This window comes from Streptomyces sp. NPDC025651 (genome assembly GCF_055558735.1).
The window spans coordinates 540,452-564,206 of the sequence record NZ_JBVHLZ010000005.1 but is presented as its reverse complement, the minus strand read 5'-3'; the positions used below and the strand labels follow the sequence as shown (position 1 = coordinate 564,206).

The window sequence follows — 23,755 nt, the reverse complement described above, 5'->3', positions numbered from 1 at the left end:
GCACCCGCGCACGCCGGGCGTCAGCCCGAGACGCTCGCGCGCCCGTTCTCGATGTGCCCCATGAGCCGGCGGCGGAAGGCGGCGTCCCGGTCGGTGGTGACCTCGACGTCGTACCAGCCGTGCTCGTCTGCGGTGTGCCAGGCGACGGTGCGGCTGCTGCCGGCCTTGACGCGGACGGTCCGCGTCCGCCACCTGATGTCCGCTTCATCCACGTATCCGAGCGGCTTGACCGTGAAGACGAGCTCGCCGCGGCCGCGGTTGGCCAGGGTGAGGTGGATCTCACGACGGGTGATCGCGGAGGAGAGCCGCGCGCCGCCGCCCTGTCCGCCCTTGCCCTCCGCGCCTTCCTTGGCGCCCGCGAACTCGCGCCGGAAGCCGTTCGGCCCGGTGACCGTGAAGGCGTACGTGTCCCCCGGCACCGGCACGGTCCAGGAGCCCTTGCGCGCGACGTCCTGGTGCTGCGGGACCTTGAACTCACCCGCGTACGGATAGAGCGCGAAGTGCGCGCTGGAGCTGCCGCCGTTGCGCAGCCGCACCGTGAGCGCGCCGTCGTCGCCGGGCCGCACGTCCGCGTCGGGCTGGTACGGCAGCGGACGGGCGCGGCGGGTGCCGGGCTCCTGGACCGGCATGGACTGCTTCAGGGGCGGCTGCGGGGCCCAGCGGCCGCTGAACTCCGGGATGGCGCCCGGCCGTTCCACGTCGGGCTGCCGGTGGCCGCGCCGGAAGTCGAAGGCGCCGGTGAGGTCGCCGGTGACCTTGCGGCGCCAGGCGCTGATGTTGGGCTCCCGCACGCCCGTCCACTTCTCCAGGAAGCGCACCACGGAGGTGTGGTCGAAGACTTCGGAGCAGACGTAGCCGCCGACGGTCCACGGCGAGACGACGAGCATCGGCACGCGCGCGCCGAGCCCGGTCGGCCGCCCCTCCCAGCGCTCCGCCTTCTCCTCGTCGGAGTCCCCGCCGGGCACGGGCGGCGGCACATGGTCGAAGAAGCCGTCGTTCTCGTCGTAGTTGATGAAGACGGCGGTGCGCCGCCACACCTCGGGGTGCGAGGCGAGCGCGTCGAGGACCTTGTAGACGATGGTCGCGCTGTGGATGGGCGAGGAGACGCTGGGGTGCTCGGAGTCCAGCGCGGAGGGGACCAGGTAGGACACCTTGGAGAGCTTGCCCGCGGCGACGTCCGCGGCGAACGTCTCGGCGAGCTTCCCGGTCGGCACGCGCCGCAGACCGCGCTCGAAGAGGGAGCGCTCGCGCCGGGTCAGCGTGGCGACGCCCTCGTCCAGAGTGGCGAGCAGCTTCGTGCGCTCGGCCTCGTCCCTGGCGTCGCGCACCTTGGCGTAGAAGGCCTCCATGAAGGTGAGGCCGGTCTTGGCGAGGACCTTGCGGGCGATCGCCTTGAAGGTCGTGAAGAACTCGATCTGGTTGTCGGTGAAGTTCTCCCACTCCGTGTACGTCTGCCAGCTCACGCCCGCCTTCTCCAGGCGCTCGGCGTACGTGCCCCAGTCGTAGCCCGGGTGCGTGCCCTCGTCGTAGGCGTCGTTGCCGACGGCCCGCTTGCCGTTCGCCTCGTAGCCGGTCCTGCCGCTCCACAGGTGGTTGCGGTTGGGGCTGGTGGAGGTGTGGATGGAGGAGTGGTAGGCGTCGCAGACGGTGAACGTGTCGGCGAGTTCGTAGTGCAGCGGGATGTCCTCGCGCGTGTAGTACGCCATGGTGGCCGCCGTCTTGGCGGTGACCCAGCCGTCCATCCAGCCGTCGTGCCAGGCCTTGGCGCCGCCGCTCCAGGAGTGGTCGAGCGCGCCGATGTACTGGAGGTCCTTCTTCTGCGTCTCGGCGGCCTGCCGGACCGGGAAGGGAAGGACGGTGCGCAGGAGCGCGGGCTGCTCGAACACCGACTTCCCGCCGGGCAGTTGGATGGCGTTGCGGTCGCCGAAGCCGCGCACGCCCCGCAGGGAACCGAAGTAGTGGTCGAAGGAACGGTTCTCCTGCATCAGGATCACGACGTGCTCGATCGAGTCGAGACCGCCGCCCTTCGGCTGCCCCTTCGCCAGCGCCTCCTGCAGCGAGGGCGGCAGGAAGGAACCGACGGCGGCGGCGCCGATCGCGCCGCCGCCGATCGCCATCAGGCGTCTGCGCGAAATCTCCGACGTCACGTACGTCCTCCCCATCTGTGGCCCAATGGTTGCCTGTTGACCCATTGGCTTGTTCTGCCGGGACGCTAGTGACGTCCGGTTTCCTTGTGAAGGCCGGGGACCGAAGTCGGGGTGAACGTCCAAATGGTCTTGGACGCAAGGCGTAGGGCGGGCGCGCCGACGGCGCTGTCAGTGGCGGGTGCCATCCTCGGAACCATGGAACTCACCGCACGTGTCGCCGCCTTCACGGACCTGGTCGGACCACCGCCCGCCGCCGCGCCCGACGTCGACTGGGCGGCGGTCGAGACCTGGCTGGAAGTCCCCCTCCCCGAGGACTACAAGACGCTCGTGTCGGCGTACGGCCCGGTCGAGATAGGCCTCCCCGCCTCCGGTTCCCTCCGCCTGCACACACCGTGCACGAGCACCGACGGGCGGTACGAGTACGCGGCCTGGATCCTGGAGACCCACCGCCACTCCGCCATCCGTCCCCGGATGTTCATGCGGCACGACCGCGAGGAGCGCCGCTTCCTGCCCGACGAGGGCGGCCTGCTCGCCTTCGCCACGACCTCGGGGGGCGACCACCTGTTCTGGGACACGTCCGCCTCGAAGGACCCGGACGAGTGGCCGGTGGTGCTGATGACCACCTCCGTGGCGGTAGGCGCGGCGGAGCCCTGGGTCTCGTACGAAGTCCCGTTCCTGGAATGGCTGTCGGCGGCCGTGCTCAGCGGCGTGCCGAACCCGGGCGAGCCCAGCGGCCGGCTGGGGCCGCTGCACCCCGCCGTGCGCACCTGGCCCCCGCTGGCGGACGCCACACCCTGGACCCCACCGCCCCGCGGGACGTACGTGGACGCGGCACAGCACGCCGCGCTCACCCGGGGCGAGGGCCTGGAGGCGATCACCGCGCTGATACCCCCGCCGCTCACCCCCCGGCTGGGCGAGGCCAGTTGGGCAGAGCTCTTCGAGCGGCTCGGCACGCGGCTGCCCACGGACTTCGTGGCGCTCTCGCGGACGTACGGCGCGGGGAACTGGGGCTGGTGGCTCGACATGCCCGCCCCGCTCGACCTGGACCACCGGCTCGGGCTCGCGGCGGGCGTCGAGGAGATGCTCGACGGATACCGCAGCCTGCGGGAGTCGCACCCCGAGTACTACCCGCTGCCCGCCTGGCCCGAGCCGGGCGGCTTCCTGCCCGTCGCCTCCAGCATCGACGGCGACCAGATCGGCTGGTGCGCCGACGGGGACGACCCCGACCAGTGGCGCGTCGCCGTCAACCCCCGGCACGACGACCAGGGCCCGCCCCTGGAGACGAACTTCACCGAGACGCTGCTGCACTGGCTGCGCGGCGGCCGCCCCGCCGTCTCCGGCATCCCCTGGCTGCGGCGCGACCAGGACCCCCTGGAGCTGATGTTCTTCGAACCGTTCGGCGCGCCGCGGGAGGAGGACTAGCCCCGGACCGGCGCGGAGTGCTCGCGTACGGCGAGGGGGCGGCGCCCCTTTCGGATGCGCCGCCCCCCGCTCGTAGACGAAGAGAACCTCAGTTCACATGGGCGAGGAGAACCTCAGCCCTCGCTGACGCCCAGCTTCTGAAGGATCAGCTCCTTGACGCGGGCCGCGTCCGCCTGGCCGCGCGTGGCCTTCATGACCGCGCCGACCAGCGCGCCCGCCGCCGCGACCTTGCCGCCGCGGATCTTGTCCGCGACGCCGGGGTTGCCGGCGATGGCCTCGTCGACGGCGGCCGTCAGCGCGCCCTCGTCCGAGACGACCTTCAGGCCGCGCTTCTCGACGACCTCGTCCGGCGTGCCCTCGCCCTTCAGGACGCCCTCGATGACCTGGCGGGCCAGCTTGTCGTTGAGGTCGCCCGCGGACACGAGCGCGGTCACCCGGGCGACGTGCTCCGGGGTGATCGGGAGCGAACCGAGCTCCACGCCCTGCTCGTTGGCGTTCCTCGCCAGCTCGCCCATCCACCACTTGCGGGCCGACGCGGCGTCCGCGCCCGCGTTGATGGTGGCGACGATCGGGCCGATGGCGTCGGCGTTGAGGATCGACTGCATGTCGTGCTCGGAGATGCCCCACTCCTCGCGGAGGCGGTTGCGGCGCACCCGCGGCAGCTCCGGGAGTCCGGCGCGCAGCTCCTCGACCCACTCGCGGGACGGGGCGACCGGCACCAGGTCCGGCTCGGGGAAGTAGCGGTAATCCTCCGCCTCTTCCTTCACGCGGCCCGAGGTGGTGGAGCCGTCGTCCTCGTGGAAGTGACGGGTCTCCTGGATGATCGTGCCGCCCGAGGACAGCACGGCCGCGTGGCGCTGGATCTCGAAGCGCGCCGCGCGCTCCACGGAGCGCAGGGAGTTGACGTTCTTCGTCTCGCTGCGCGTGCCGAACTTCTCCTGGCCCTTGGGGCGCAGCGAGAGGTTCACGTCGCAGCGCATCTGGCCCTGCTCCATGCGGGCCTCGGAGACGCCGAGCGCCTTGATGAGCTCGCGCAGTTCGGCGACGTACGCCTTGGCGACCTCGGGGGCCCGCTCGCCCGCGCCCTCGATCGGCTTGGTGACGATCTCGATGAGCGGGATGCCCGCGCGGTTGTAGTCGAGCAGGGAGTGGGACGCGCCGTGGATACGGCCCGTGGCACCGCCGACGTGCGTCGACTTGCCGGTGTCCTCCTCCATGTGGGCGCGCTCGATCTCCACGCGGAAGACCTCGCCGTCCTCCAGCTGGACGTCCAGATAGCCGTTGAAGGCGATCGGCTCGTCGTACTGGGAGGTCTGGAAGTTCTTCGGCATGTCCGGATAGAAGTAGTTCTTCCGGGCGAAGCGGCACCACTCGGCGATCTCGCAGTTGAGCGCGAGGCCGATCTTGATGGCGGACTCGACGCCGATCTCGTTCACGACCGGCAGCGCGCCGGGCAGGCCGAGGCAGGTCGGGCAGGTCTGGCTGTTCGCGTCCTGCTTCAGCGCGGTCGAGCAGCCGCAGAACATCTTGGTCTTGGTGCCGAGCTCGACATGGACCTCGAGGCCCATGACGGGGTCGTACGTCGCGAGGGCTTCCTCGTACGACACCAGGTCAGTAGTGGCAGTCACGGTGAAACTTTCCCTCTCAGCCCAGCAGGACGTCGTCGTCGCCGAGGCGCTTGAGCTCGCGCAGGAGCAGCGCGACGCCGGTGGCGATGGCGGCAGCGGAGACGACGGCGTCCACGAGGCGGAGCGTGTCGTGCTCGTGGCGGGCCTTCTTGGCCTGCTTGAGCACGGAGACCGCGCCGAACGCGGTGGTGCCGATCGACAGATACGTACCGGTCTTGGACTTCTTGAAGCCCTTGGCCTTGTTCAGTGCGCTCACAGCGACGGTGCCTCCTCCAGCAGCGGGTGCCCCCACTTTTCCACGAAGGCGGCCTCGACCGCGGCGCCCACCTTGTAGAGGCGCTCGTCCTTCATGGCGGGGGCGATGATCTGCAGTCCGACGGGCAGGCCGTCCTCCGGCGCGAGGCCGCAGGGCAGCGACATGGCGGCGTTGCCCGCCAGGTTGGTCGGGATGGTGCACAGGTCGGCCAGGTACATGGCCATGGGGTCGTCGGCGCGCTCGCCGATCGGGAAGGCGGTGGTCGGCGTCGTCGGCGAGACGATGACGTCGACCTGCTCGAAGGCCTTCTCGAAGTCCTGCGTGATGAGCGTGCGGACCTTCTGGGCCGAGCCGTAGTACGCGTCGTAGTAGCCGGAGCTGAGCGCGTACGTGCCGAGCATGATGCGGCGCTTGACCTCGTCGCCGAAGCCGGCCTCGCGGGTGAGCGCGGTGACGTCCTCCGCGGACTTCGTGCCGTCGTCGCCGACGCGCAGGCCGTAGCGCATGGCGTCGAAGCGGGCGAGGTTCGAGGAGCACTCGGACGGCGCGATCAGGTAGTACGCCGACAGGCCCAGGTCGAAGGACGGGCAGTCCAGCTCGACGATCGTGGCGCCGAGCGACTTGAGCAGCTCGACGGACTCGTTGAAGCGCTGGACGACACCGGCCTGGTAGCCCTCGCCGGCGAACTGCTTCACGACGCCGACGCGCATGCCCTCGACGCTGCCGTTGCGGGCGGCCTCGACGACCGGCGGGACCGGGGCGTCGATGGACGTCGAGTCGAGCTCGTCGTGGCCCGCGATGGCCTCGTGCAGCAGGGCCGCGTCGAGGACGGTGCGGGCGCAGGGGCCGCCCTGGTCCAGGGAGGAGGAGAAGGCGACCATGCCGTAGCGGGAGACGCCGCCGTAGGTCGGCTTGACGCCGACCGTGCCGGTGACGGCCGCGGGCTGGCGGATGGAGCCGCCGGTGTCGGTGCCGAGGGTGAGGGGGGCCTCGTACGCGGCGAGGGCCGCGGCGGAGCCGCCGCCGGAGCCGCCGGGGATGCGGGTGAGGTCCCAGGGGTTGCCCGTCGGGCCGAAGGCGCTGTTCTCGGTGGAGGACCCCATGGCGAACTCGTCCATGTTGGTCTTGCCGAGGATGACGACGTCGGCGGCCTTCAGGCGCTTGGTGACGGTCGCGTCGTACGGCGGGATCCAGCCCTCGAGGATCTTGGAGCCGACCGTGGTCGGGATGCCCTCGGTGGTGAAGATGTCCTTGAGCGCGACGGGGACGCCGGCCAGCGGGCCGAGCTTCTCGCCCTTGGCGCGCTTCTCGTCGACGGCGCGGGCCTGCGCGAGGGCGCCCTCGCGGTCGACGTACAGGAAGGCGTGGACCTTCTCGTCGACGGCCTCGATGCGGGCCAGGTGGGCCTCGGTGACCTCGACGGCGGTGAGCTCGCCGGAGGCGATCCTCGACGCGATCTCGGCGGCGGTGAGCTTGGTGATGTCCGTCATGTTCTTTAGTCCTCCCCCAGGATCTGCGGCACCTTGAAACGCTGCTGCTCCTGGGCCGGGGCGCCCGAGAGCGCCTGCTCGGGGGTGAGCGACGGACGGACCTCGTCCGCGCGCATGACGTTCGTCAGCGGCAGCGGGTGCGAGGTCGGCGGTACGTCTTGGTCGGCGACCTCCGAGACGCGGGCGACCGCGCCGATGATGTCGTCGAGCTGTCCGGCGAAGTGGTCGAGCTCCTCGGCCTTCAGCTCCAGACGTGCAAGGCGGGCGAGGTGGGCGACCTCCTCGCGCGTGATGCCAGGCATGCGGCGATCCTCAGGGGTGAGTGTGTGGGTTGTGACCCCAATCCTATGGGGCGGTGCGGTGTGCCCGTTAAACGGTTTGCTCGTCACCGCTCCCCGGGGGTCTCTCCGCCCCTGCCCCAGGGGCCTCGCCGCCGCGTGACGCCTACTGCACCACGTGCCCCGGAGAGCGCCCCACGTCGGAACCGTCGGCGGCGGATTCCGCCTCCGCCGCGAGGTCCACCGGGCGGCGCCAGCCGCGGGAGCCGCGCGCCCGCAGCCACGCGGTCGTCTCTTCGGCGGGCATCGCCGCGGCGACCAGCCAGCCCTGCACCGCGTCACAGCCGAGGTCGCGCAGCCGCTCCCACGTCTCGTCGTCCTCGACGCCCTCGGCGACGACGAGCAGCCCGAGCGAGTGCGCGAGGTCGACGGTGCAGCGGACGATCTCCGCGTCCTCGTTGTCGACGGCGAGGCGGGCCACGAAGGAGCGGTCGATCTTCAGCTCGCTGACCGGGAGGCGGCGCAGGTGGACCAGCGAGGAGTAGCCGGTACCGAAGTCGTCGAGCGACATCTTGACGCCGTGGCCGGTGAGCCCGGCCAGGGTGTCCGCGGCACGCTGCGGGTCCTCCAGGAGGACGTGCTCGGTTATCTCCAGCTGGAGTGCGCCCGCGGGGACCCCGTGCCGGGCGAGGCGCGCCGCGACCGCGCCGGCGAAGCCGGGCGTGTGGACGTCACGCGGTGAGACGTTGACGGCGACGGGGACCTTCAGTCCCTGCGCCTGCCACTTGGCGACCTGGCCGAGGGCCGTCTCCAGGACGTACTCCGTCAGGTGCGGCATGAGGCCGGAGGACTCGGCGATGGCGATGAACTCGTCGGGCGGCACCTTCCCGCGCTCGGGGTGCACCCACCGCACCAGCGCCTCCAGGCCCGCGACCTTGCCGTCGAAGCGGACCTTGGGCTGGTAGTGGAGCTCGACGTCCCCCGCGTCGAGCGCCCGCCGCAGGTCCCCCAACAGGCCCAGGCGGTCAGGGGTGTTGGAGTCACGCTTGGACTCGTACACCTCGACGCCCGTGCGGTCCCGCTTGGCCTGGTACATCGCGACGTCCGCCCGCCGCAGCAGGCCCTCCGCGTCGAGCGCGTGGTCGGGGAAGACGGCGAGGCCCGCGCTGGCCTCCAGGACGAGGGTCAGGCCGTCGAGGTCGAGCGGGGAGCCGAGCGCGGCGACCAGCTGGCGCGCCACGCGCGTGGCCGACGTGGTGGAGTCGGCGACGGGGAGGAGTACGGCGAACTCGTCGCCGCCCAGGCGCGCGGCCTCCGCGCCGCGCGGCAGCGCGATCCGCAGCCGGTCCGCTATCTGGAGCAGCAGCCGGTCACCCGCGAGGTGGCCGAGGGTGTCGTTGACCGACCGGAAGCGGTCCATGTCGATCAGCATCAGGGCGGACCGCGCCCCGATGCGCTCGGCGTCGTCGAGGGCCGTCCAGGTCCGCTCCAGGAGCCACTGCCGGTTGGGCAGGCCGGTGAGCGGGTCCCGCAGCTGCTCCTCCGCCCTGGCGCGGGCGATCCACAGGGTGGAGTCGAGGGCGACCAGCGGGATCGCGAAGAGCGGCAGCAGGATCGGCAGGGAGATCGCGACCACGCAGATCAGCGGGGCGATGCCGAGCAGCGCGATGCCGAGGAGGCCCTGTCGGACCAGGGCGGTGCGGGTGACCGTCGGCAGGGCTCCGGTGCGGGGCGCGTGGACGTACCAGAGCAGGATGCGGGTGACGGCGAGGTAGGCGACGGCGACCAGGGCCACTTCGGGCGCGGTGTACAGATCCCAGGTCTCGGGCAGCCAGGGCGACTCGGCGCTCGGCGCGGTGCCGAAGGCGGCCAGGGTGAGCGCGCCCGCGCCGATGCCGAGGATGTCGACCGCGCCGTGCAGCACGCCCTGGCGCCAGCGGTGCCTGCGGGCTGCGCCGACCAGGACGACGGTGGTGAGGCTGACCATGCCGGCGGGCACCCAGCCGTAGAGCAGCAGGACGGCGACGGTGAGCGCGCCGCCGGAGCCCGTGCCGCCCCACCAGCGGTCGCGGCCGAGGGCGACCAGATGGCCGACGATGAGGCCGGTGAGGACCGCGAGGGACCAGCCGGCCGTACTGGCGGGGAACAGGGCGTGTCTGCCCGTGAAGGCCTGGAAGAAGCCCGTGCCGAGCAGGACCGCGGCCGCCACGACGACCGTGAAGGGCAGCAGCGGCCAGGGGGCGCGGTTGTCGTGCGGGGCGGTTCCGCCCGCGCCCGCCAGGGCGGCGGTGTCGGAGCCGTGTCCCGCGGGGGCGCTCCAGGCGCGCTCGCGGGGTTCGATGGCGGTGCTCAGCGCGGCGGATCCGGAGGCCGGTGCGGGTCCGCCCGCCGGGCCCGGGTCGGTCGCCGTCGCTGCCCGGCGGCCGCGCAGCCAGACGCTCGGCGCACGCCACAGGCGCGCGCGCAGCCGTGAGTCCGGGGCGGCGCTCTCGGTCGGTTCCATTCCCGTCCCTCTCACAGCCGGCGGTGCCCACGCCACACGGACTCGGCCCGGAGTCGGCCGTGTCCGAACAACCGTCCCCGGCCTCTTCACGAGCAAGGGGACGCCGTACTCCCGAACTCGTGCCGAGTAGGGGATGCCCCCTTTCCAAGCTCTTGATGAGCAGGAGATACCCCGTTCGCAGCGGGGCACGGCAGGCGCACACCTCAACAGTAGGCCGCAGAAGGCTTCCACGGGCAGCGGTCGACTACGGTTGCCCGAATGCGACCCGGCCACCCGTATGCATCTGGTATGCGCTGAACGGGTGGCCTTCAACCGCTACTCCTCGGTCGGAAGCGCGACTTCCTTCGCCGCGTCCGGTCCTTGTTCGAGCAGGACAGCGAACCCTTCCTCGTTGAGAACCGGAACCTTCAGCTGCATGGCCTTGTCGTACTTCGATCCGGGGTTCTCCCCCACGACCACGAATGCCGTCTTCTTGGAAACGGAACCGGTCACTTTGGCTCCCCGGCTCTGCAGCGCCTCTTTCGCGCCATCCCGGGTGTGGTGCTCAAGGGTTCCGGTGACGACGACCGTGAGGCCTTCGAGCGGACGCGGGCCCTCGTCCTCGCCGCTCGCCTCCTCCTCCATGCGCACCCCGGCGGCCCGCCACTTGCGCAGGATCTCCCGGTGCCACTCCTCGGCGAACCACTGTTTGAGGGAGGCCGCGATGGTGGGGCCGACGCCCTCCACGACGGCCAGCTCCTCTTCGGTGGCCTGTTCGATGCGGTCGATGGAGCGGAACTCGCGGGCCAGCGCCTCGGCCGCCACCGGGCCGACGTGCCGGATCGAGAGGCCCGTGAGGACGCGGGCGAGCGGGCGCTCCTTGGCGGCGGCGATGTTCTCCAGCATGGCGAGGGAGTTCTTCTTCGCCTCGCCCTTCTGGTTGGCGAAGAAGGTGACGACCTTCTCCTCGCCGGTCTTGGGGTCGCGCTTGGGCAGGCCGGAGTCCTGGTCCAGGACGTACGACTTGATGGGGAGCAGTTCCTCGATCTTCAGGTCGAAGATGTCGCCCTCGTCGAGGATCGGCGGCTGTGCGGGCTCCAGGGGCTTGGTCAGCGCGGCCGCGGCGACGTACCCGAAGTTCTCGATGTCCAGGCTCTTGCGGCCCGCGAGGTAGAAGAGACGTTCACGCAACTGGGCGGGGCAGGACTGGGCGTTGGGGCAGCGGAGGTCGATGTCGCCCTCCTTCATCGGCCGCAGCGCCGTCCCGCACTCGGGGCACTCGGCGGGCATCACGAACTCCCGCTCGGAGCCGTCCCGCAGGTCCACGACGGGGCCGAGGATCTCCGGGATGACGTCGCCCGCCTTGCGGATCACGACCGTGTCGCCGATGAAGACGCCTTTCTTCTTCACCACGTCCTGGTTGTGCAGGGTCGCGAACTCGACCTCGGAGCCGGCGACGGTGACGGGCTCCACCTGGGCGTACGGAGTGACGCGGCCCGTGCGGCCCACGCCCACGCGGATGTTGATCAGCTTGGTGTTGACCTCTTCGGGCGGGTACTTCCACGCGATCGCCCAGCGCGGGGCGCGCGAGGTGGAGCCGAGGCGGCCCTGCAGCGGGATCTCGTCGAGCTTGACGACGACGCCGTCGATCTCGTGCTCCACGGAGTGGCGGTTCTCTCCGAAGTACGCGATGAAGTCCCGCACGCCCTGGAGGTCGTCGACCACCTTGTTGTGCTGGGCGGTGGGCAGGCCCCACTCGCGCAGCAGCTCATAGGCGTGGCTGAGGCAGTCGATGTCGAAGCCCTCACGGGCGCCGATGCCGTGCACGACCATGTGGAGCGGGCGGGTCGCGGTGATGCGCGGGTCCTTCTGGCGCAGCGAACCCGCCGCGGCGTTGCGGGGGTTGGCGAAGGGCTTGTCGCCCGCCTCCACCAGGCGGGCGTTCAGCTCCTCGAACTTCTCCATCGGGAAGAAGACCTCGCCGCGGATCTCGACGAGGGCGGGGACGCGGTCGCCCTTGAGGCGGTCGGGGATGTCCGTGATCGTGCGGACGTTCGGCGTGATGTCCTCGCCGGTGCGGCCGTCGCCTCGGGTGGCGGCGCGGGTCAGCTTCCCGTCCTCGTACGTGAGGTTGACCGCGAGGCCGTCCACCTTCAGCTCGCACAGGAAGTGGTAGCCCGGGGAGCCGACGTCCTTGGCGACGCGGTCGGCCCAGGCGGCCAGCTCCTCGTCGTCGAAGGCGTTGTCGAGGGAGAGCATGCGCTCGCGGTGTTCGACCGACGTGAACTCGGTCTCGTACGAACCGGAGACCTTCTGGGTGGGCGAATCCGGCGTACGCAGCTCCGGATACTCCTCCTCCAGGGCTTCGAGGGAACGCAGGAGCTTGTCGAACTCGGCGTCGCTGACGACCGGTTGGTCCTTCACGTAGTACCGGAAGCGGTGCTCCTCGATCTGTTCGGCCAGCTGGGCATGGTGATCCCGTGCCTCGGTGGGCACATTGCCTTGCTGTTCGACAGCCACCGTTACGTCCTCCCGTTACGTCATACCCAATTACTCAGGGTTGTCCGCGAGCGATCTCGCCGCCCGGACGCAGTGGGCGAGCACCTCGCGCGCATACGCGGGAGAGGCTCCCGCGAGTCCGCACGACGGAGTGAGAACGACCGACTCCGCGAGTGATCCCGGATTCAGTCCCAGCCTGCGCCACAGCGACCTGACACCCATGACGCTACCGGCAGGGTCTGACAATCGGCCGTCCACGCCGGGCGCGACACCGGCGAAGAGCTTCGTGCCCCCCTCGACCGCTTCGCCGATCGCCTCGTCGTCACGCTCGGTGAGGAGCGAGAAGTCGAACGAGATCGCGTCGGCACCGGCGCGGCGCAGCAGCGCGAACGGCACGTCGGGCGCGCAGGAGTGCATGGCCGTGGGTCCGTCGTGGACGCCGAGGACGTCCCGCAGCGTGCTCTCCACGAGCTGGCGGTCCACGGCGCGGTGCGTGCGGTACTCGCTCGCGGTCTTGATCTGCCCGCGCAGCACGGCGATGAGCGAGGGCTCGTCGAGCTGCAGGACCACCTGGGCGCCCGGCACCCTGCGGCGTACGTCCGCGAGATGGGCGCTCAACCCTTCGGCGAGCGATCCCGCGAGGTCGCGGCAGGCGCCGGGGTCGGAGAGCGCGGCCTCGCCGTTCCTGAGCTCCAGGGCGGCGGCGAGCGTCCAGGGGCCGACGGCCTGGACCTTGAGCGGGCCCTCGTACCCCTGGGTGAACTCCTCCAGGGCGTCGAGGTCTTCGCCGAGCCAGGCCTTCGCGCGCCGGGTGTCGCGGCCCGGCCGGTCGCCGATGCGCCAGCCGCTGGGCTCCACGCGCGCGTAGAGGTCGACGAGCAGCCCCGCGGTGCGGCCGATCATGTCGGCGCCGGGTCCGCGCGCGGGGAGTTCGGCGAGGTGAGGGATGCCCTGCTCGGGCCCCTCGAAGCTGCCGGTGACGGTCTTGGCGGCCTCGCGGGCGTCGCCGCCCGGCATGGACCCGACGCCGCTCGCCGGGCCCCAACGGAAGTCGTTCATCGTCCGGGCCGCACCGTCAGGTCGTTGACCTCCGCGTCGCGCGGCAGGTCCAGGGCCATGACGATCGTCGTGGCGACGGACTCGGGGTCGATCCAGCGGGCGGCGTCGTACTCCTTGCCCTCCTGCTGGTGGACCTTGACCTGCATGGCGCTCGCCGTGCGGCCGGGGTAGACCGAGGTGACCCGGACGCCGTTGGCGTGCTCCTCGTGGCGCAGCGAGTCGGCGAGGGCCTTCAGGCCGTGCTTGGAGGCGGCGTACGCGGACCAGTCGGCGTGGGCGTTGAGGCCCGCGCCCGAGTTGACGAAGAGCACGTGCCCCTGGGAGACGCGGAGTTGGGGCAGGAAGTGGCGGGTCAGCTCGGCGGGGGCGATGAGGTTGACGTTGAGCTGGTGGCGCCAGGACTTGGGGGTGAGCTCGCCGACCGGGCCGAGGTCGACGACGCCCGCGATGTGGAGGAGGGAGTCCACGCGCGGGGGCAGCGACTGGTGGCCGAAGGCCCAGGAGAGCTTGTCGGGGTCGGAGAGGTCGCCGACGAGCGTGCTCGCGCCGGGGAACTGGGCGGCGAGCTCCTTGGCGCGGCCCGCGTCGCGCGCGTGCAGGACGAGGTCGTCGCCGCGTGCGTGGAGGCGGCGGGCGACGGCCGCGCCGATGCCGGAGCCCGCCCCGGTGATCACATGTGTTGCCATACCCGCCATGCTCGCATCACTGGGTGCCCTGCGATTCCTCCAGGTACGCCAGCGCGCCCACCGGCTCCTCCGCGAAGAAGACGAGGTCGGTCAGCGGGACGGGCAGGAAGCCCTCGTCCTCCATGCGGCGGAACTGCTCCTTGAGGCCGTCGTAGAACCCCTCGGAGTTCAGCAGGACGACCGGCTTGGTGTGCTTGCCGTGCTTCTTCAGCTCCAGGATCTCGGTGGCCTCGTCGAGCGTGCCGGTGCCGCCGACCATGATCACGACGGCGTCGGCCTTCTCCAGGAGCAGTGCCTTGCGCTCGGCGAGGTCGCGGGCGATCACCATCTCGTCGGGCGCGGTGACGGCCCTCGCCTTGGCCGCGAGGAAGTCGACGGAGACGCCGACGAGCCGGCCGCCCGCCTCCGCGACGCCGTCCGCCACGACCTTCATCAGGCCGCTCTCGGAGCCGCCCCACACCAGGGTGTGGCCGCCCTTGCCGAGCAGTTCGGCGAATTCGCGGGCGGGGCGGGTGTAGCGGTCGTCGAGGTCGGCGGCGGAGAGGAAGACGCAGATGTTCATGCGCCCACGGTACGTTCCGCCTCCGACACCGGCGCCCGCCGCCTCACGCGGATCTTGGACTGGCCGTGCGGCCTGTCCTCCCAGTCGGCCATGAGGACCGCCGACAGGCCGTGCTTCTCCGCGAGTTGGAGGAGGGTCTCGGTGCGGCAGGAGAAGTCCTCGCGCAGGACGTGGCGTACGAGGGTGCGCTGGGCGGCGATGAGGATGTCGGGCGAGATGTCGATGCCGTAGTAGTGCCCGGTGTCGAGGTGGTCGATGAACAGACGCCCCGCGCGCAGGTTCCCGGCGGTCCACGCAGGGCCCGCCGCCGACCGCGGCCTCGGCGCTGCGGGCCGCGTCGGACGCCATCACGGCCCGGCAGTACGGCGACGTGGTCGCGGTGCCTGACGCGCAGCACGGCGTCGCGCAGGGCACGGCGGGCGTACGCGGGGACGCGGCCGGGGAAGAAGACGGCCTTTCGAGGCGCTGTAGGGACCAGTTGTCACCGATCCAGAAGGGCACGGCCATGGCCGAAGGACACCGGATCACTGTCGAGCAGGGCACGGACCACGTGCGCGTGGAGCGCGACGGGCAGGTCGTTGCGGACAGCCGCCGTCCCCTGGTGCTGCGCGAGACGGGATACCCCCCGCGCTATTACCTCCCTCCGGAGGACGTGCGCACCGATCTGCTGACGCCGTCGCGGACCCGCACGTACTGCCCGTTCAAGGGAACCGCCTCCTACTGGTCGCTGCCGGACGCCGCCGACCTGGTGTGGGCGTACCCGGAACCGAAGCCGGACGTGGCGGCGATCAAGGACCACTTCTGCTTCTACGACGCGGACATCACCGCGACTTCTACGACGCGGCCGTGAACGTCCTGCGGTAGGCGACCGGCGAGACGCCGAGGACGGAACGCATGTGCTGGCGCAGGGAGTTGCCGGTGCCGAACCCCGCGCGGTGGGCGACCACGTCCACCGGCAGGTCGCTGGATTCCAGGAGCTGCCGGGCCAGTTCGATGCGCTGAGCCGTCAGCCAGCGCCCGGGAGGCATGCCCACCTCCTCCTGGAAGCGCCGCGTGAAGGTGCGCAGGCTCATGCGCGCGTGGGCGGCGAGATCGCCCAGGGACAGCGGCTCCTGGAGCCGCTCCAGGGCCCACGCGCGCGTGGCGGCGGTCGTGGCGAGCGTGGGCTCGGGGACGGGCCGTTCGATGAACTGCGCCTGTCCGCCGTCGCGCCAGGGCGGGACCACGCAGAAGCGGGCGACGCGGTGGGCGACGGCGGTGCCGTGGTCGCGGCGCAGCAGATGCAGGCAGAGGTCGATGCCGGCGCCGACGCCGGCCGCCGTCAGGATGTCGCCGTCGTCCACGAACAGGACGCCTTCGTCGAGGGCGACCCGGGGGAAGGTCCGCCGGAAGTGGTCGGCCTCCTTCCAGTGCGTGGTCGCGGGGCGCCCGTCGAGCAGCCCGGCGGCGGCCAGGATGTACGAGGCGGTGCAGAACGAGACCCAGCGCGTGCCGGGGCGTACGCGGCCGAGGGCGGCGGCGAGGCCGTCGGGCAGGACGCCGTCCAGCGTGCCGCCGCAGAGGCGGTTCGTCGGCGGTATCACCACCGTGTCCGCCTCCGCGAGCGCCTCGGGGCCGTGCTCCACCGCCACCTCGAACCCGGCGTCCGTCCGCACCGGAGCCCCGTCCACCGTGCAGACGACGACGTCGTACAGCGGGCGCCCCTCGGCGTCCTCCGCGGCCCCGAAGATCCGCGGCGGGATGCCCATCTCGAAGGCGTACGCGCCGTCCAGCGCGAGGACCGCCACGCGGTGCCGCCTGTCTCCGGAAGCCATGTCCGCGTCCATGGCCGAATCCTGTCACATCATGGCCAAACTGCCAGCACTGTGATCGTCCCCGCCGACGCACCCTGGATCCTCGAACCGTTCCGAAAGAGGAAGACCATGAAGATGCGCGCCGTCACCCCCCGCACCTGGGGCGCCCCCGAAGTCCTCGTCCCCGTGGAGGTGGACCGCCCCGAGCCCGGCCTCACCGAGATCCTGGTCCGGGTGCACGCGGCGGGCGTCAACCCCGTCGACTGGAAGACCCGCGCGGAGGGCGCCTTCGGCACCTGGGGGGACACCCCGATCCTCGGCTACGACGTGTCGGGCGTCGTCGAGGAGGTGGGCCCCGGAGTGACCCTGTACCGGCCCGGCGACGAGGTGTTCGGCATGCCCCGCTTCCCCGAGCAGGCGGGCGGCTACGCCGAGTACGTCGCGGCGCCCGCCCGGCGCTTCGCGCCCAAGCCGGCCGGCATCGACCACGTCCGGGCGGCCGCTCTGCCGCTGGCGGCGCTCACCGCCTGGCAGGGCCTGATCGAGACGGCGGGGCTGCGCGCCGGGCAGCGGGTGCTGATCCACGCGGCGGCCGGCGGCGTGGGGCACCTCGCCGTGCAGATCGCCAAGGCGCACGGGGCGTACGTCATCGGAACCGCCCGCGAGGAGAAGCACGACTTCCTGCGCGGCTTGGGCGCGGACGAAGTCGTCGACTACGCGCGCGTGGACTTCACCGAGGCGGTGCGCGACGTGGACGTCGTCCTGGACGGCGTGGGCGGCGCCTACGGCAACCGGTCCCTGGAGGTCCTGCGCCGCGGCGGCCACCTGGTCACGCTGCCCGACCCGGGCGGCCTGCCGGACCCCGCGCGCGCCGCCGAGCTGGGCGTGCACGCCGGGTGGACGGTCGTCGAGCCTGACCGCCTCGGCCTGCTGGAGATCGCGCGTCTGGTCGACGAGGGGAAGCTCCGCGTCGAGGTCGACACGGTGCTGCCTCTGGAGGACGCCGCACAGGCCCACGCGTACGGCGAACAGGGCCGCACGCAGGGCAAGATCGTCCTCCAGGTCGCGAAGGCCTGAGCGACGGCTTGAGCGAAGGCCTGAGCGACGGCCTAGGCCACGGCCGTGGCCCGCTGTGTCGTCGCGATCGTCGCCGAGCCGACCACGCGCGTGCCGTCGTAGAGCACGATGGCCTGGCCGGGGGCGACGCCGCGCACGGGCTCGGTGAACGAGACGTTCAGGGTGCCGTCGACGAGCTCGGCGGTCACCTCCGTCTCGCCGCCGTGGGCCCGCAGCTGCGCGGTGTACGTGCCGGGCCCGGTGGGGGCCGCTCCGCACCAGCGGGGCTTGATGGCCGTCAGCCCTGTCACGTCCAGGGCGGCGGCCGGGCCGACCGTCACGGTGTTGTTCACCGGGGAGATGTCCAGGACGTACCGCGGCTTGCCGTCGGGGGCCGGGGTGCCGATCCGCAGGCCCTTGCGCTGGCCGATGGTGTAGCCGTACGCCCCCTCGTGGGTGCCGAGGACCGCACCGGACTCGTCCACGATGTCGCCCTCCGCCTTGCCGAGGCGGGAGGCGAGGAAGCCCTGGGTGTCGCCGTCGGCGATGAAGCAGATGTCGTGGCTGTCGGGCTTCTTGGCGACGGCGAGCCCGCGGCGCTCGGCCTCGGCGCGGATCTCCTCCTTGGTGGTGACCGTGTCACCCAGGGGGAACATCGCGTGGGCGAGCTGCTTCTCGTCCAGGACCCCGAGGACGTAGCTCTGGTCCTTGGCCATGTCGGAGGCGCGGTGCAGCTCGCGGGAGCCGTCCTCGTGGAGGATCACCTGGGCGTAGTGCCCCGTGACCACCGCGTCGAAGCCGAGGGCGAGGGCCTTGTCGAGGAGCGCGGCGAACTTGATCTTCTCGTTGCAGCGCAGGCAGGGGTTGGGGGTGCGCCCCGCCTCGTACTCGGCGACGAAGTCCTCGACCACGTCCTCGCGGAACCGCTCGGCGAGGTCCCACACGTAGAACGGGATGCCGATGACGTCCGCGGCGCGGCGGGCGTCGCGCGAGTCCTCGATGGTGCAACAGCCCCGGGCGCCCGTGCGGAAGGACTGCGGGTTCGCCGAGAGCGCGAGATGCACTCCCGTCACGTCGTGCCCGGCCTCGGCGGCTCGGGCGGCTGCGACGGCGGAGTCCACGCCGCCGGACATGGCGGCGAGGACGCGGAGGGGGCGCTGGGCACGCTGCGGGGTCTCGGTCAAAGTCATAGCCCTAACAGGGTACGGGGCCGCGGGAACCGGACGCCCGTGAGTAAGCGTTGACGATCGCATGGGGGAAACCACCGAACCCGAGGGCACGGCCGGCGAGGCCGCCGAGCCGAGGCGCCGGCGCGGCATCGACCGGCGGACGCTGCTGATCGGCGGCGCCGCGGCGGCCGTCGGCAGCGCCGTGCTCGCCAGGGACGAGCTCGGGCGGCTGTGGTGGCGGCTGCCCGGTGTGGTGAAGAAGCGCAAGGAGGGCGAGGTCGACACCCCGGGCGCCCAGTGGATCGCCGCGTCCGACTACAACTGGCGGCGCGCGGACCGCCCCGACGACTACGCGATCGACCGCGTCGTCGTCCACGTCGTCCAGGGCGGCTATCAGACCGCGCTGCGCGTCTTCAAGGACCCCGGCCACGGCGCCGCCGCGCACTACGTGGTCCGCAAGGACGGCCACATCGCCCAGATGATCCGCGAACTGGACGTGGCGTTCCACGCGGGCAACAGGAGCTACAACGAACGCAGCATCGGCATCGAGCACGAGGGCTTCGTCGACGAGAAGTCGTCGTTCACCGACGCGATGTACGCGGCGTCGGCGCGGCTCACCGCCGGCATCTGCGGGCGGTACGACATCCCCGTGGACCGCGAGCACATCGTCGGCCACGTGGAGGTGCCGGGCACGGACCACACGGACCCGGGGCCGCACTGGGACTGGGACCGGTACCTGCGCCTGGTGCGGGCGGCACGGGACCGTCCCGAGCCGACCGCGAAGCCCCGGCGGACGAGCTAGCTCAGCCCCGCCGTCCGGGCCCGCTCCACCGCGGGGCCGATCGCCGCGGCCACCGCGTCGACGTCCGCCTTCGTCGACGTGTGGCCGAGCGAGAAGCGCAGCGTGCCGCGGGCCAGGTCGGGGTCGGTGCCGGTGGCGAGCAGGACGTGGCTGGGCTGGGCGATGCCCGCGGTGCAGGCCGACCCCGTGGAGCACTCGATGCCCTGGGCGTCGAGCAGCAGCAGGAGGGAGTCGCCCTCGCAGCCGGGGAAGGTGAAGTGCGCGTTGGCGGGCAGCCGGCCCTCCGGGGACGGGTCGCCGCCGAGGACCGCATCGGGGACGGCCGCTCGCACGGCGGTCACCAGGTCGTCGCGGAGCGCGCCGACCTCGGCGGCGAACTGCTCGCGGTGCGCGGCGGCGTGCTCCCCCGCGACGGCGAAGGCCGCGATGGCCGGCACGTCCAGGGTCCCGGAGCGCACGTGCCGCTCCTGGCCGCCGCCGTGCAGCACGGGCACGGGACTGTACTCGCGGCCGAGCAGCAGCGCGCCGATGCCGTAGGGGCCGCCGATCTTGTGGCCGGAGACGGTCATCGCGGCGAGGCCCGAGGCGCCGAAGTCGACGGGGATCTGGCCGTAGGCCTGCACGGCGTCGGCGTGCAGCGGGACGCCGAACTCCTGGGCGACGTCGGCCAGTTCACGGACCGGCATGATCGTGCCGATCTCGTTGTTGGCCCACATGACGGTGGCCAGGGCGACGTCGTCGGGGTTGCGCTCGATCGCCTCGCGCAGCGCGTCGGGGTGCACGCGGCCGTGGGTGTCGACCGGCAGGTACTCGACGGTGGCGCCCTCGTGTTCACCGAGCCAGTGCACGGCGTCGAGGACGGCGTGGTGCTCGACGGGGCTGGCGAGGACACGGGTGCGGGCCGGCGCCCCCTCTCCGGCGTACCGCCGGGACCAGTACAGGCCCTTCACGGCGAGGTTGTCGGCCTCGGTGCCGCCGGAGGTGAAGACCACCTCGCTGGGGCGCGCGCCGAGCGACTCGGCGAGCGTCTCGCGGGCCTCCTCGACGGTGCGTCGCGCTCGGCGCCCCGCCGCGTGCAGCGAGGAGGCGTTGCCGGTGACGGCGATCTTGGCGGTCATCGCCGCAATCGCCTCCGGGAGCATCGGAGTGGTCGCTGCGTGGTCGAGGTAGGCCATGGTGCGCACGATTCTACGAGCCGCGCGGCGGCCCACGCCCCGGTGGTATCAGCCTGCGAGACCCCAGGACACGGTGCCGTCCATCGAGACGAGGGCGGCGAGCACGACGAGGTCGGCCACGCCGAGCCCGAGCCCGAGGAGCGCACGGCCCTTTCGGCCGGTGCCGCGCCACAGGGCGAGACCCGCGAGGACGATCGCGACGGGCCCGAGGAAGACATTGAGGACGAGCAGCCCGAGCAGTCCGAGGACGAAGGAGGCGACGGCCATGCCGTCGGCGTCCCGCCGGACCTCGGGCGTGGTGGCGGTGAGTTCCATGGTGCGACTCCTGGCAGGTGGAGGTGTCGTACGGAGTGGGGGCGAGGGCGGGTCAGCGGTGGTGGGCGCGGCGCTCGCGGACGGCGAAGACGACCAGCCAGGTGCCGATCACGGCGGCGGCGACCAGGGTGACGGGCAGCGGGGCGTGGGCCACGGAGCCCATGACGACGCCGAGCAGCAGGAGAGCGGCGACGAGGAAAAGCATGAGATCCCTCTCGGTTGCGGTGACCTCTTGGTTGCGGTGGCCTCTCGGTTCAGTGAACGACTGTGGTAACAACTGTTCACTGACTGGAGAGTCTACTCCCCTTCCGGCTTCCCAATCCCGGAGAACAGTTGTTAACTGCATGGCATGAGTCACACCCTCGGCGTCCGGCAGGCCCAGAAGCAGAAGACCCGGCAGGCCCTCCTCGACGCGGCGCTCCAGCTGCTGGAGGAGCAGAGCCTCAGCAGCCTGGGCCTGCGCGAGGTCACCCGCGCCGTGGGTGTCGCCCCCACCGCCTTCTACCGGCACTTTCGCTGCACGTCCGACCTGGGCGTCGCCCTGGTCGAGGAGGCGCTCGGCAGCCTGCACACCACACTCGCCGCGCTCCTCTCGACGGTCGGCGACGGCGAGGAGCGCATCGCGGCGGCCGTCGGCCTGATCGCCGCGTACGTGCGCGAGCACCCCGCACACGTCCGCTTCATCGCCCGCGAGCAGCACGGCGGCGTCAAGGCGGTGCGCGCCGCGATCGGCGGCCAACTCGCCCTGTTCGCGCACGAGGTGAAGGAACAGTTCGCCCGCGAGCCGGAGGCGGCGGGCTGGGCCGAGGACGATCTGCTGATGCTGGCGCGGATGTACGTCGACCACATGGTGATGACCGCCTCGGCACTCCTGGCGGCCGGGCCCGAGGAGGCCGAGCGGGTGGCGGACACCGCGCGCAGGCAGCTGCGCCTGATCAGCGTCGGCCGCCACCACTGGCTGGACGGGCGCTGAACCCCCACGAGCCCGGCCGCGTGGCCCTCGACTCCGCCGTAAGGGGCAACTAACCTCTACGGTCATGACCGATGCCCGTGACGCCTGGACCCTCGACCGCACCTTCCCCAGCTCGTCGGGGACCATCCGCTGGGCCGCCCTCGGCCCCGCCGACGCCCCGCCCGTCGTCCTGGTCCACGGCACGCCCTTCTCGTCGTACGTCTGGCGCGGCGCCGCCCGCGCCCTGTCCCGCGAACACCGCGTGTACGTATGGGACTTGGCCGGATACGGCGCCTCTCAGATGCGGCAGGGGCAGGACGTCTCGCTCGCCGCGCAGGGCCGTGTGCTCACCGAACTGCTCGACCACTGGGGCCTGGTGGACCCCGCCGTCGTCGCCCATGACTTCGGCGGCTGCGTCGCCCTGCGCGCGCACCTGCTGCACGGCGCCCGCTACGGCCGCCTCGCCCTCGTCGACCCGGTGGCCCTCGCCCCCTGGGGCTCCCCCGCCTACCGGCTGCTCGGCGCGCACGCCGAGGTCTTCGGGCAGCTGCCGCCCGCCCTGCACGAGGCGCTGGTGCGCGAGTACGTGGGCTCCGCGAGCCACCGCGGACTGCACCCCGCGGTGCTCGACCGGCTCGTGGCGCCCTGGTGCACCGAGGAGGGCAGGCCCGCCTTCTACCGGCAGATCGAGCAGAACGACCAGCGGTACACCGACGAGATCCAGGGCAGGTACGGCGAGTTGGAGCTGCCCGTGCTGATCTGCTGGGGCACCGACGACACCTGGATCCCGGTGGAGCGCGGCCACGAACTGCACAAGGCGATCCCCGGCTCGCGGCTGCGCCTGATCGAGGGCGCGGGACACCTCGTCCAGGAGGACGCGCCCGCCGAACTCACCGGCGAGCTCAGCCGTTTCCTGCGCCGGGATCCGCTCCGTACAGCTCCGTGACGCCTGCGGCGGCCTTCGCCAGCTCCGCGCGCACCTCGGGCGGCGAGAGCACCTCGACGTCGGCGCCGAACGGCAGCAGCGTGCGGGTCTCGCCGACGACGCCGAACCCGAGGCGGACGGTGATCCGCTCGCTCTCGCCGTCGTCCTCGAAGGGCCCGACGAGGCGCTGCCCCTGGAGCCTCAGGAACAGCTGGAAGCGGCGGCGCGCCACGCGTGCCGTCACCTCGATGCCGACCGGACGGTCCTCGACCTGTCGCTTCAACACGCCCCACACGTCGGCCAGTTCGACCCCGGCACGGCGCCTGACGGGGGCGTCCGTGACGGTCGCGGAGCGCACCCGGTCGGCGCGGAAGAGCTGCGGGGCGCCGCGCCGGTCCGCGACCAGGTACCAGACGCCCGCCTTCGAGACGAGCCCGTAGGGGTCCACGGTGTAGGTGCTCGGCGCCGTGTCGCCGCCGTGCCGGTAGCGCAGGCGCAGCCGCCGGTCGGAGAAGACGGCGTCCTGCAGGGCGTCGAGGTCGACGGCGGCCGGCGCCGCATCGGGGGTCCCCGGCATCCAGCGCGCCGAGTCGACGAGCACACGGCGGCTCATCAACTCGGCCGCGGGGCGGTGCGGTTCGGGCAGCGCGGCCATGACCTTGCGCAGGGCGGAGCCGAGCGCGTCGTCCAGGCCGAGGGCGGCGTGCGCGCCCTGCGCGGCGAGGATGAAAAGGGCCCGCGACTCGTCCGCGGTCAGCCCCGTCACGTCGGTGCGGAACCCGGCGAGCAGCTCGATGCCGCCGTGCCTGCCGCGCTCGGCGTAGACCGGGACACCGGAGGCGGACAGGGCCTCGATGTCCCGGTAGATCGTGCGGACGGACACTTCGAGCCGCTCGGCCAGCTCGTGCGCGGGGACGCGGCCGCGGGTCTGGAGCAGCAGCAGGATCGAGAGCAGCCGGTCGGATTTCACCCGCCCAGGATCCCCCATGACGGCACGCGACCAACGGGGACGTCACCGCAGCACGCGACCCGCGAGGAACGGCACCGCAGCACGCACCC

General features: G+C 72.1%; 22 protein-coding genes and 1 pseudogene. 6 read left to right on the top strand and 17 right to left on the bottom strand.

Going from position 1 to position 23,755, the window contains the following annotated elements; translation table 11 throughout:
* Positions 1 to 20: 20 nt before the first annotated feature.
* Positions 21 to 2,147 carry a phosphocholine-specific phospholipase C gene (locus ACZ4D5_RS21855; RefSeq protein ID WP_467774022.1) on the bottom strand — a complete coding sequence of 709 codons (2,127 nt, stop codon included), beginning with the start codon at positions 2,145 to 2,147 and terminating at the stop codon, positions 21 to 23.
* A 195-nt stretch (positions 2,148 to 2,342) separates the two neighbouring features.
* On the opposite strand from ACZ4D5_RS21855, the gene ACZ4D5_RS21850 reads away from it, so the two are divergent.
* Positions 2,343 to 3,569 carry an SMI1/KNR4 family protein gene (locus ACZ4D5_RS21850; RefSeq protein ID WP_467774021.1) on the top strand — a complete coding sequence of 409 codons (1,227 nt, stop codon included), beginning with the start codon at positions 2,343 to 2,345 and terminating at the stop codon, positions 3,567 to 3,569.
* 113 nt (positions 3,570 to 3,682) lie between these two features.
* Here ACZ4D5_RS21850 and gatB read toward each other — a convergent pair whose 3' ends face one another.
* The 10 genes and pseudogenes from gatB to ACZ4D5_RS21800 all read right to left on the bottom strand — a co-directional run bounded on the left by gatB (position 3,683) and on the right by ACZ4D5_RS21800 (position 14,918).
* Entirely contained in the window at positions 3,683 to 5,197 is a 1,515-nt protein-coding gene (gene gatB / locus ACZ4D5_RS21845; RefSeq protein ID WP_362329102.1) for an Asp-tRNA(Asn)/Glu-tRNA(Gln) amidotransferase subunit GatB, read from the bottom strand.
* Between the two features lie 16 nt (positions 5,198 to 5,213).
* On the bottom strand, positions 5,214 to 5,453 hold the full coding sequence (locus tag ACZ4D5_RS21840; protein ID WP_467774020.1) for a hypothetical protein: 240 nt from the start codon (positions 5,451 to 5,453) through the stop codon (positions 5,214 to 5,216).
* Positions 5,450 to 6,943 (bottom strand): Asp-tRNA(Asn)/Glu-tRNA(Gln) amidotransferase subunit GatA, encoded by a 1,494-nt coding sequence (gatA, locus tag ACZ4D5_RS21835; RefSeq protein WP_467774019.1) that lies wholly within the window; start codon positions 6,941 to 6,943, stop codon positions 5,450 to 5,452. The genes ACZ4D5_RS21840 and gatA overlap by 4 nt, the downstream gene beginning before the upstream one ends.
* A gap of 5 nt (positions 6,944 to 6,948) precedes the next feature.
* Positions 6,949 to 7,245 carry an Asp-tRNA(Asn)/Glu-tRNA(Gln) amidotransferase subunit GatC gene (gene gatC, locus ACZ4D5_RS21830; protein WP_010984178.1) on the bottom strand — a complete coding sequence of 99 codons (297 nt, stop codon included), beginning with the start codon at positions 7,243 to 7,245 and terminating at the stop codon, positions 6,949 to 6,951.
* 142 nt (positions 7,246 to 7,387) lie between these two features.
* Positions 7,388 to 9,724: a putative bifunctional diguanylate cyclase/phosphodiesterase gene (locus tag ACZ4D5_RS21825; RefSeq protein WP_467774018.1), complete on the bottom strand. Its 2,337-nt coding sequence runs from the start codon at positions 9,722 to 9,724 to the stop codon at positions 7,388 to 7,390.
* 315 nt (positions 9,725 to 10,039) lie between these two features.
* Positions 10,040 to 12,223: an NAD-dependent DNA ligase LigA gene (gene ligA / locus ACZ4D5_RS21820; RefSeq protein WP_467774017.1), complete on the bottom strand. Its 2,184-nt coding sequence runs from the start codon at positions 12,221 to 12,223 to the stop codon at positions 10,040 to 10,042.
* A 30-nt stretch (positions 12,224 to 12,253) separates the two neighbouring features.
* Positions 12,254 to 13,261, bottom strand: a complete 1,008-nt coding sequence (locus ACZ4D5_RS21815) for a methionine synthase (RefSeq protein ID WP_467774016.1) — start codon at positions 13,259 to 13,261, stop codon at positions 12,254 to 12,256.
* Entirely contained in the window at positions 13,258 to 13,947 is a 690-nt protein-coding gene (locus tag ACZ4D5_RS21810) for an SDR family oxidoreductase (RefSeq protein ID WP_467774015.1), read from the bottom strand. The genes ACZ4D5_RS21815 and ACZ4D5_RS21810 overlap by 4 nt, the downstream gene beginning before the upstream one ends.
* Before the next feature lie 16 nt (positions 13,948 to 13,963).
* Complete coding sequence (locus tag ACZ4D5_RS21805) at positions 13,964 to 14,509, bottom strand: LOG family protein (protein WP_467774014.1); 546 nt, start codon at positions 14,507 to 14,509, stop codon at positions 13,964 to 13,966.
* Positions 14,506 to 14,918, bottom strand: a pseudogene (locus ACZ4D5_RS21800) (hypothetical protein). The gene ACZ4D5_RS21805 and the pseudogene ACZ4D5_RS21800 overlap by 4 nt, the downstream one beginning before the upstream one ends.
* 96 nt (positions 14,919 to 15,014) lie before the next feature.
* Here ACZ4D5_RS21800 and ACZ4D5_RS21795 point away from each other — a divergent pair.
* On the top strand, positions 15,015 to 15,359 hold the full coding sequence (locus ACZ4D5_RS21795) for a DUF427 domain-containing protein (protein WP_467774013.1): 345 nt from the start codon (positions 15,015 to 15,017) through the stop codon (positions 15,357 to 15,359).
* Here the strand turns inward: ACZ4D5_RS21795 and ACZ4D5_RS21790 are convergent.
* Positions 15,343 to 16,335 carry a GlxA family transcriptional regulator gene (locus ACZ4D5_RS21790; protein ID WP_467774012.1) on the bottom strand — a complete coding sequence of 331 codons (993 nt, stop codon included), beginning with the start codon at positions 16,333 to 16,335 and terminating at the stop codon, positions 15,343 to 15,345. The genes ACZ4D5_RS21795 and ACZ4D5_RS21790 overlap by 17 nt on opposite strands.
* 96 nt (positions 16,336 to 16,431) lie before the next feature.
* Here ACZ4D5_RS21790 and ACZ4D5_RS21785 point away from each other — a divergent pair, with 96 nt between their 5' ends.
* The gene (locus ACZ4D5_RS21785) at positions 16,432 to 17,379 is read left to right on the top strand and encodes an NADP-dependent oxidoreductase (protein ID WP_467774011.1); all 948 of its coding nucleotides are present in this window, start codon (positions 16,432 to 16,434) and stop codon (positions 17,377 to 17,379) included.
* Positions 17,380 to 17,411: 32 nt separating this feature from the next.
* On the opposite strand, the gene mnmA is transcribed toward ACZ4D5_RS21785, so the two are convergent.
* Complete coding sequence (mnmA, locus tag ACZ4D5_RS21780; RefSeq protein ID WP_467774052.1) at positions 17,412 to 18,542, bottom strand: tRNA 2-thiouridine(34) synthase MnmA; 1,131 nt, start codon at positions 18,540 to 18,542, stop codon at positions 17,412 to 17,414.
* A 67-nt stretch (positions 18,543 to 18,609) separates the two neighbouring features.
* Between mnmA and ACZ4D5_RS21775 the strand changes: the two genes are divergently transcribed.
* Positions 18,610 to 19,329 (top strand): N-acetylmuramoyl-L-alanine amidase, encoded by a 720-nt coding sequence (locus ACZ4D5_RS21775; protein WP_467774010.1) that lies wholly within the window; start codon positions 18,610 to 18,612, stop codon positions 19,327 to 19,329.
* Here ACZ4D5_RS21775 and ACZ4D5_RS21770 read toward each other — a convergent pair.
* The 3 genes from ACZ4D5_RS21770 to ACZ4D5_RS21760 are packed head-to-tail and all read right to left on the bottom strand — an operon-like array spanning position 19,326 to position 21,024.
* The gene (locus tag ACZ4D5_RS21770) at positions 19,326 to 20,504 is read right to left on the bottom strand and encodes a cysteine desulfurase family protein (protein WP_467774009.1); all 1,179 of its coding nucleotides are present in this window, start codon (positions 20,502 to 20,504) and stop codon (positions 19,326 to 19,328) included. The two genes, ACZ4D5_RS21775 and ACZ4D5_RS21770, sit on opposite strands and share 4 nt — an antisense overlap.
* A gap of 48 nt (positions 20,505 to 20,552) precedes the next feature.
* Positions 20,553 to 20,819, bottom strand: coding sequence for a DUF4190 domain-containing protein (locus ACZ4D5_RS21765; RefSeq protein ID WP_467774008.1), 267 nt, complete (start codon positions 20,817 to 20,819; stop codon positions 20,553 to 20,555).
* 52 nt (positions 20,820 to 20,871) lie between these two features.
* Positions 20,872 to 21,024: a hypothetical protein gene (locus ACZ4D5_RS21760; RefSeq protein WP_467774007.1), complete on the bottom strand. Its 153-nt coding sequence runs from the start codon at positions 21,022 to 21,024 to the stop codon at positions 20,872 to 20,874.
* A 144-nt stretch (positions 21,025 to 21,168) separates the two neighbouring features.
* On the opposite strand from ACZ4D5_RS21760, the gene ACZ4D5_RS21755 reads away from it, so the two are divergent.
* Entirely contained in the window at positions 21,169 to 21,792 is a 624-nt protein-coding gene (locus tag ACZ4D5_RS21755) for a TetR family transcriptional regulator (protein WP_467774006.1), read from the top strand.
* Between the two features lie 64 nt (positions 21,793 to 21,856).
* A complete protein-coding gene (locus ACZ4D5_RS21750) occupies positions 21,857 to 22,717 on the top strand; it encodes an alpha/beta fold hydrolase (RefSeq protein WP_467774005.1) in 861 nt (286 codons plus the stop codon).
* Here ACZ4D5_RS21750 and ACZ4D5_RS21745 read toward each other — a convergent pair.
* Positions 22,674 to 23,666, bottom strand: a complete 993-nt coding sequence (locus ACZ4D5_RS21745; protein ID WP_467774004.1) for a helix-turn-helix transcriptional regulator — start codon at positions 23,664 to 23,666, stop codon at positions 22,674 to 22,676. The genes ACZ4D5_RS21750 and ACZ4D5_RS21745 overlap by 44 nt on opposite strands.
* Between the last annotated feature and the right edge of the window lie 89 nt (positions 23,667 to 23,755).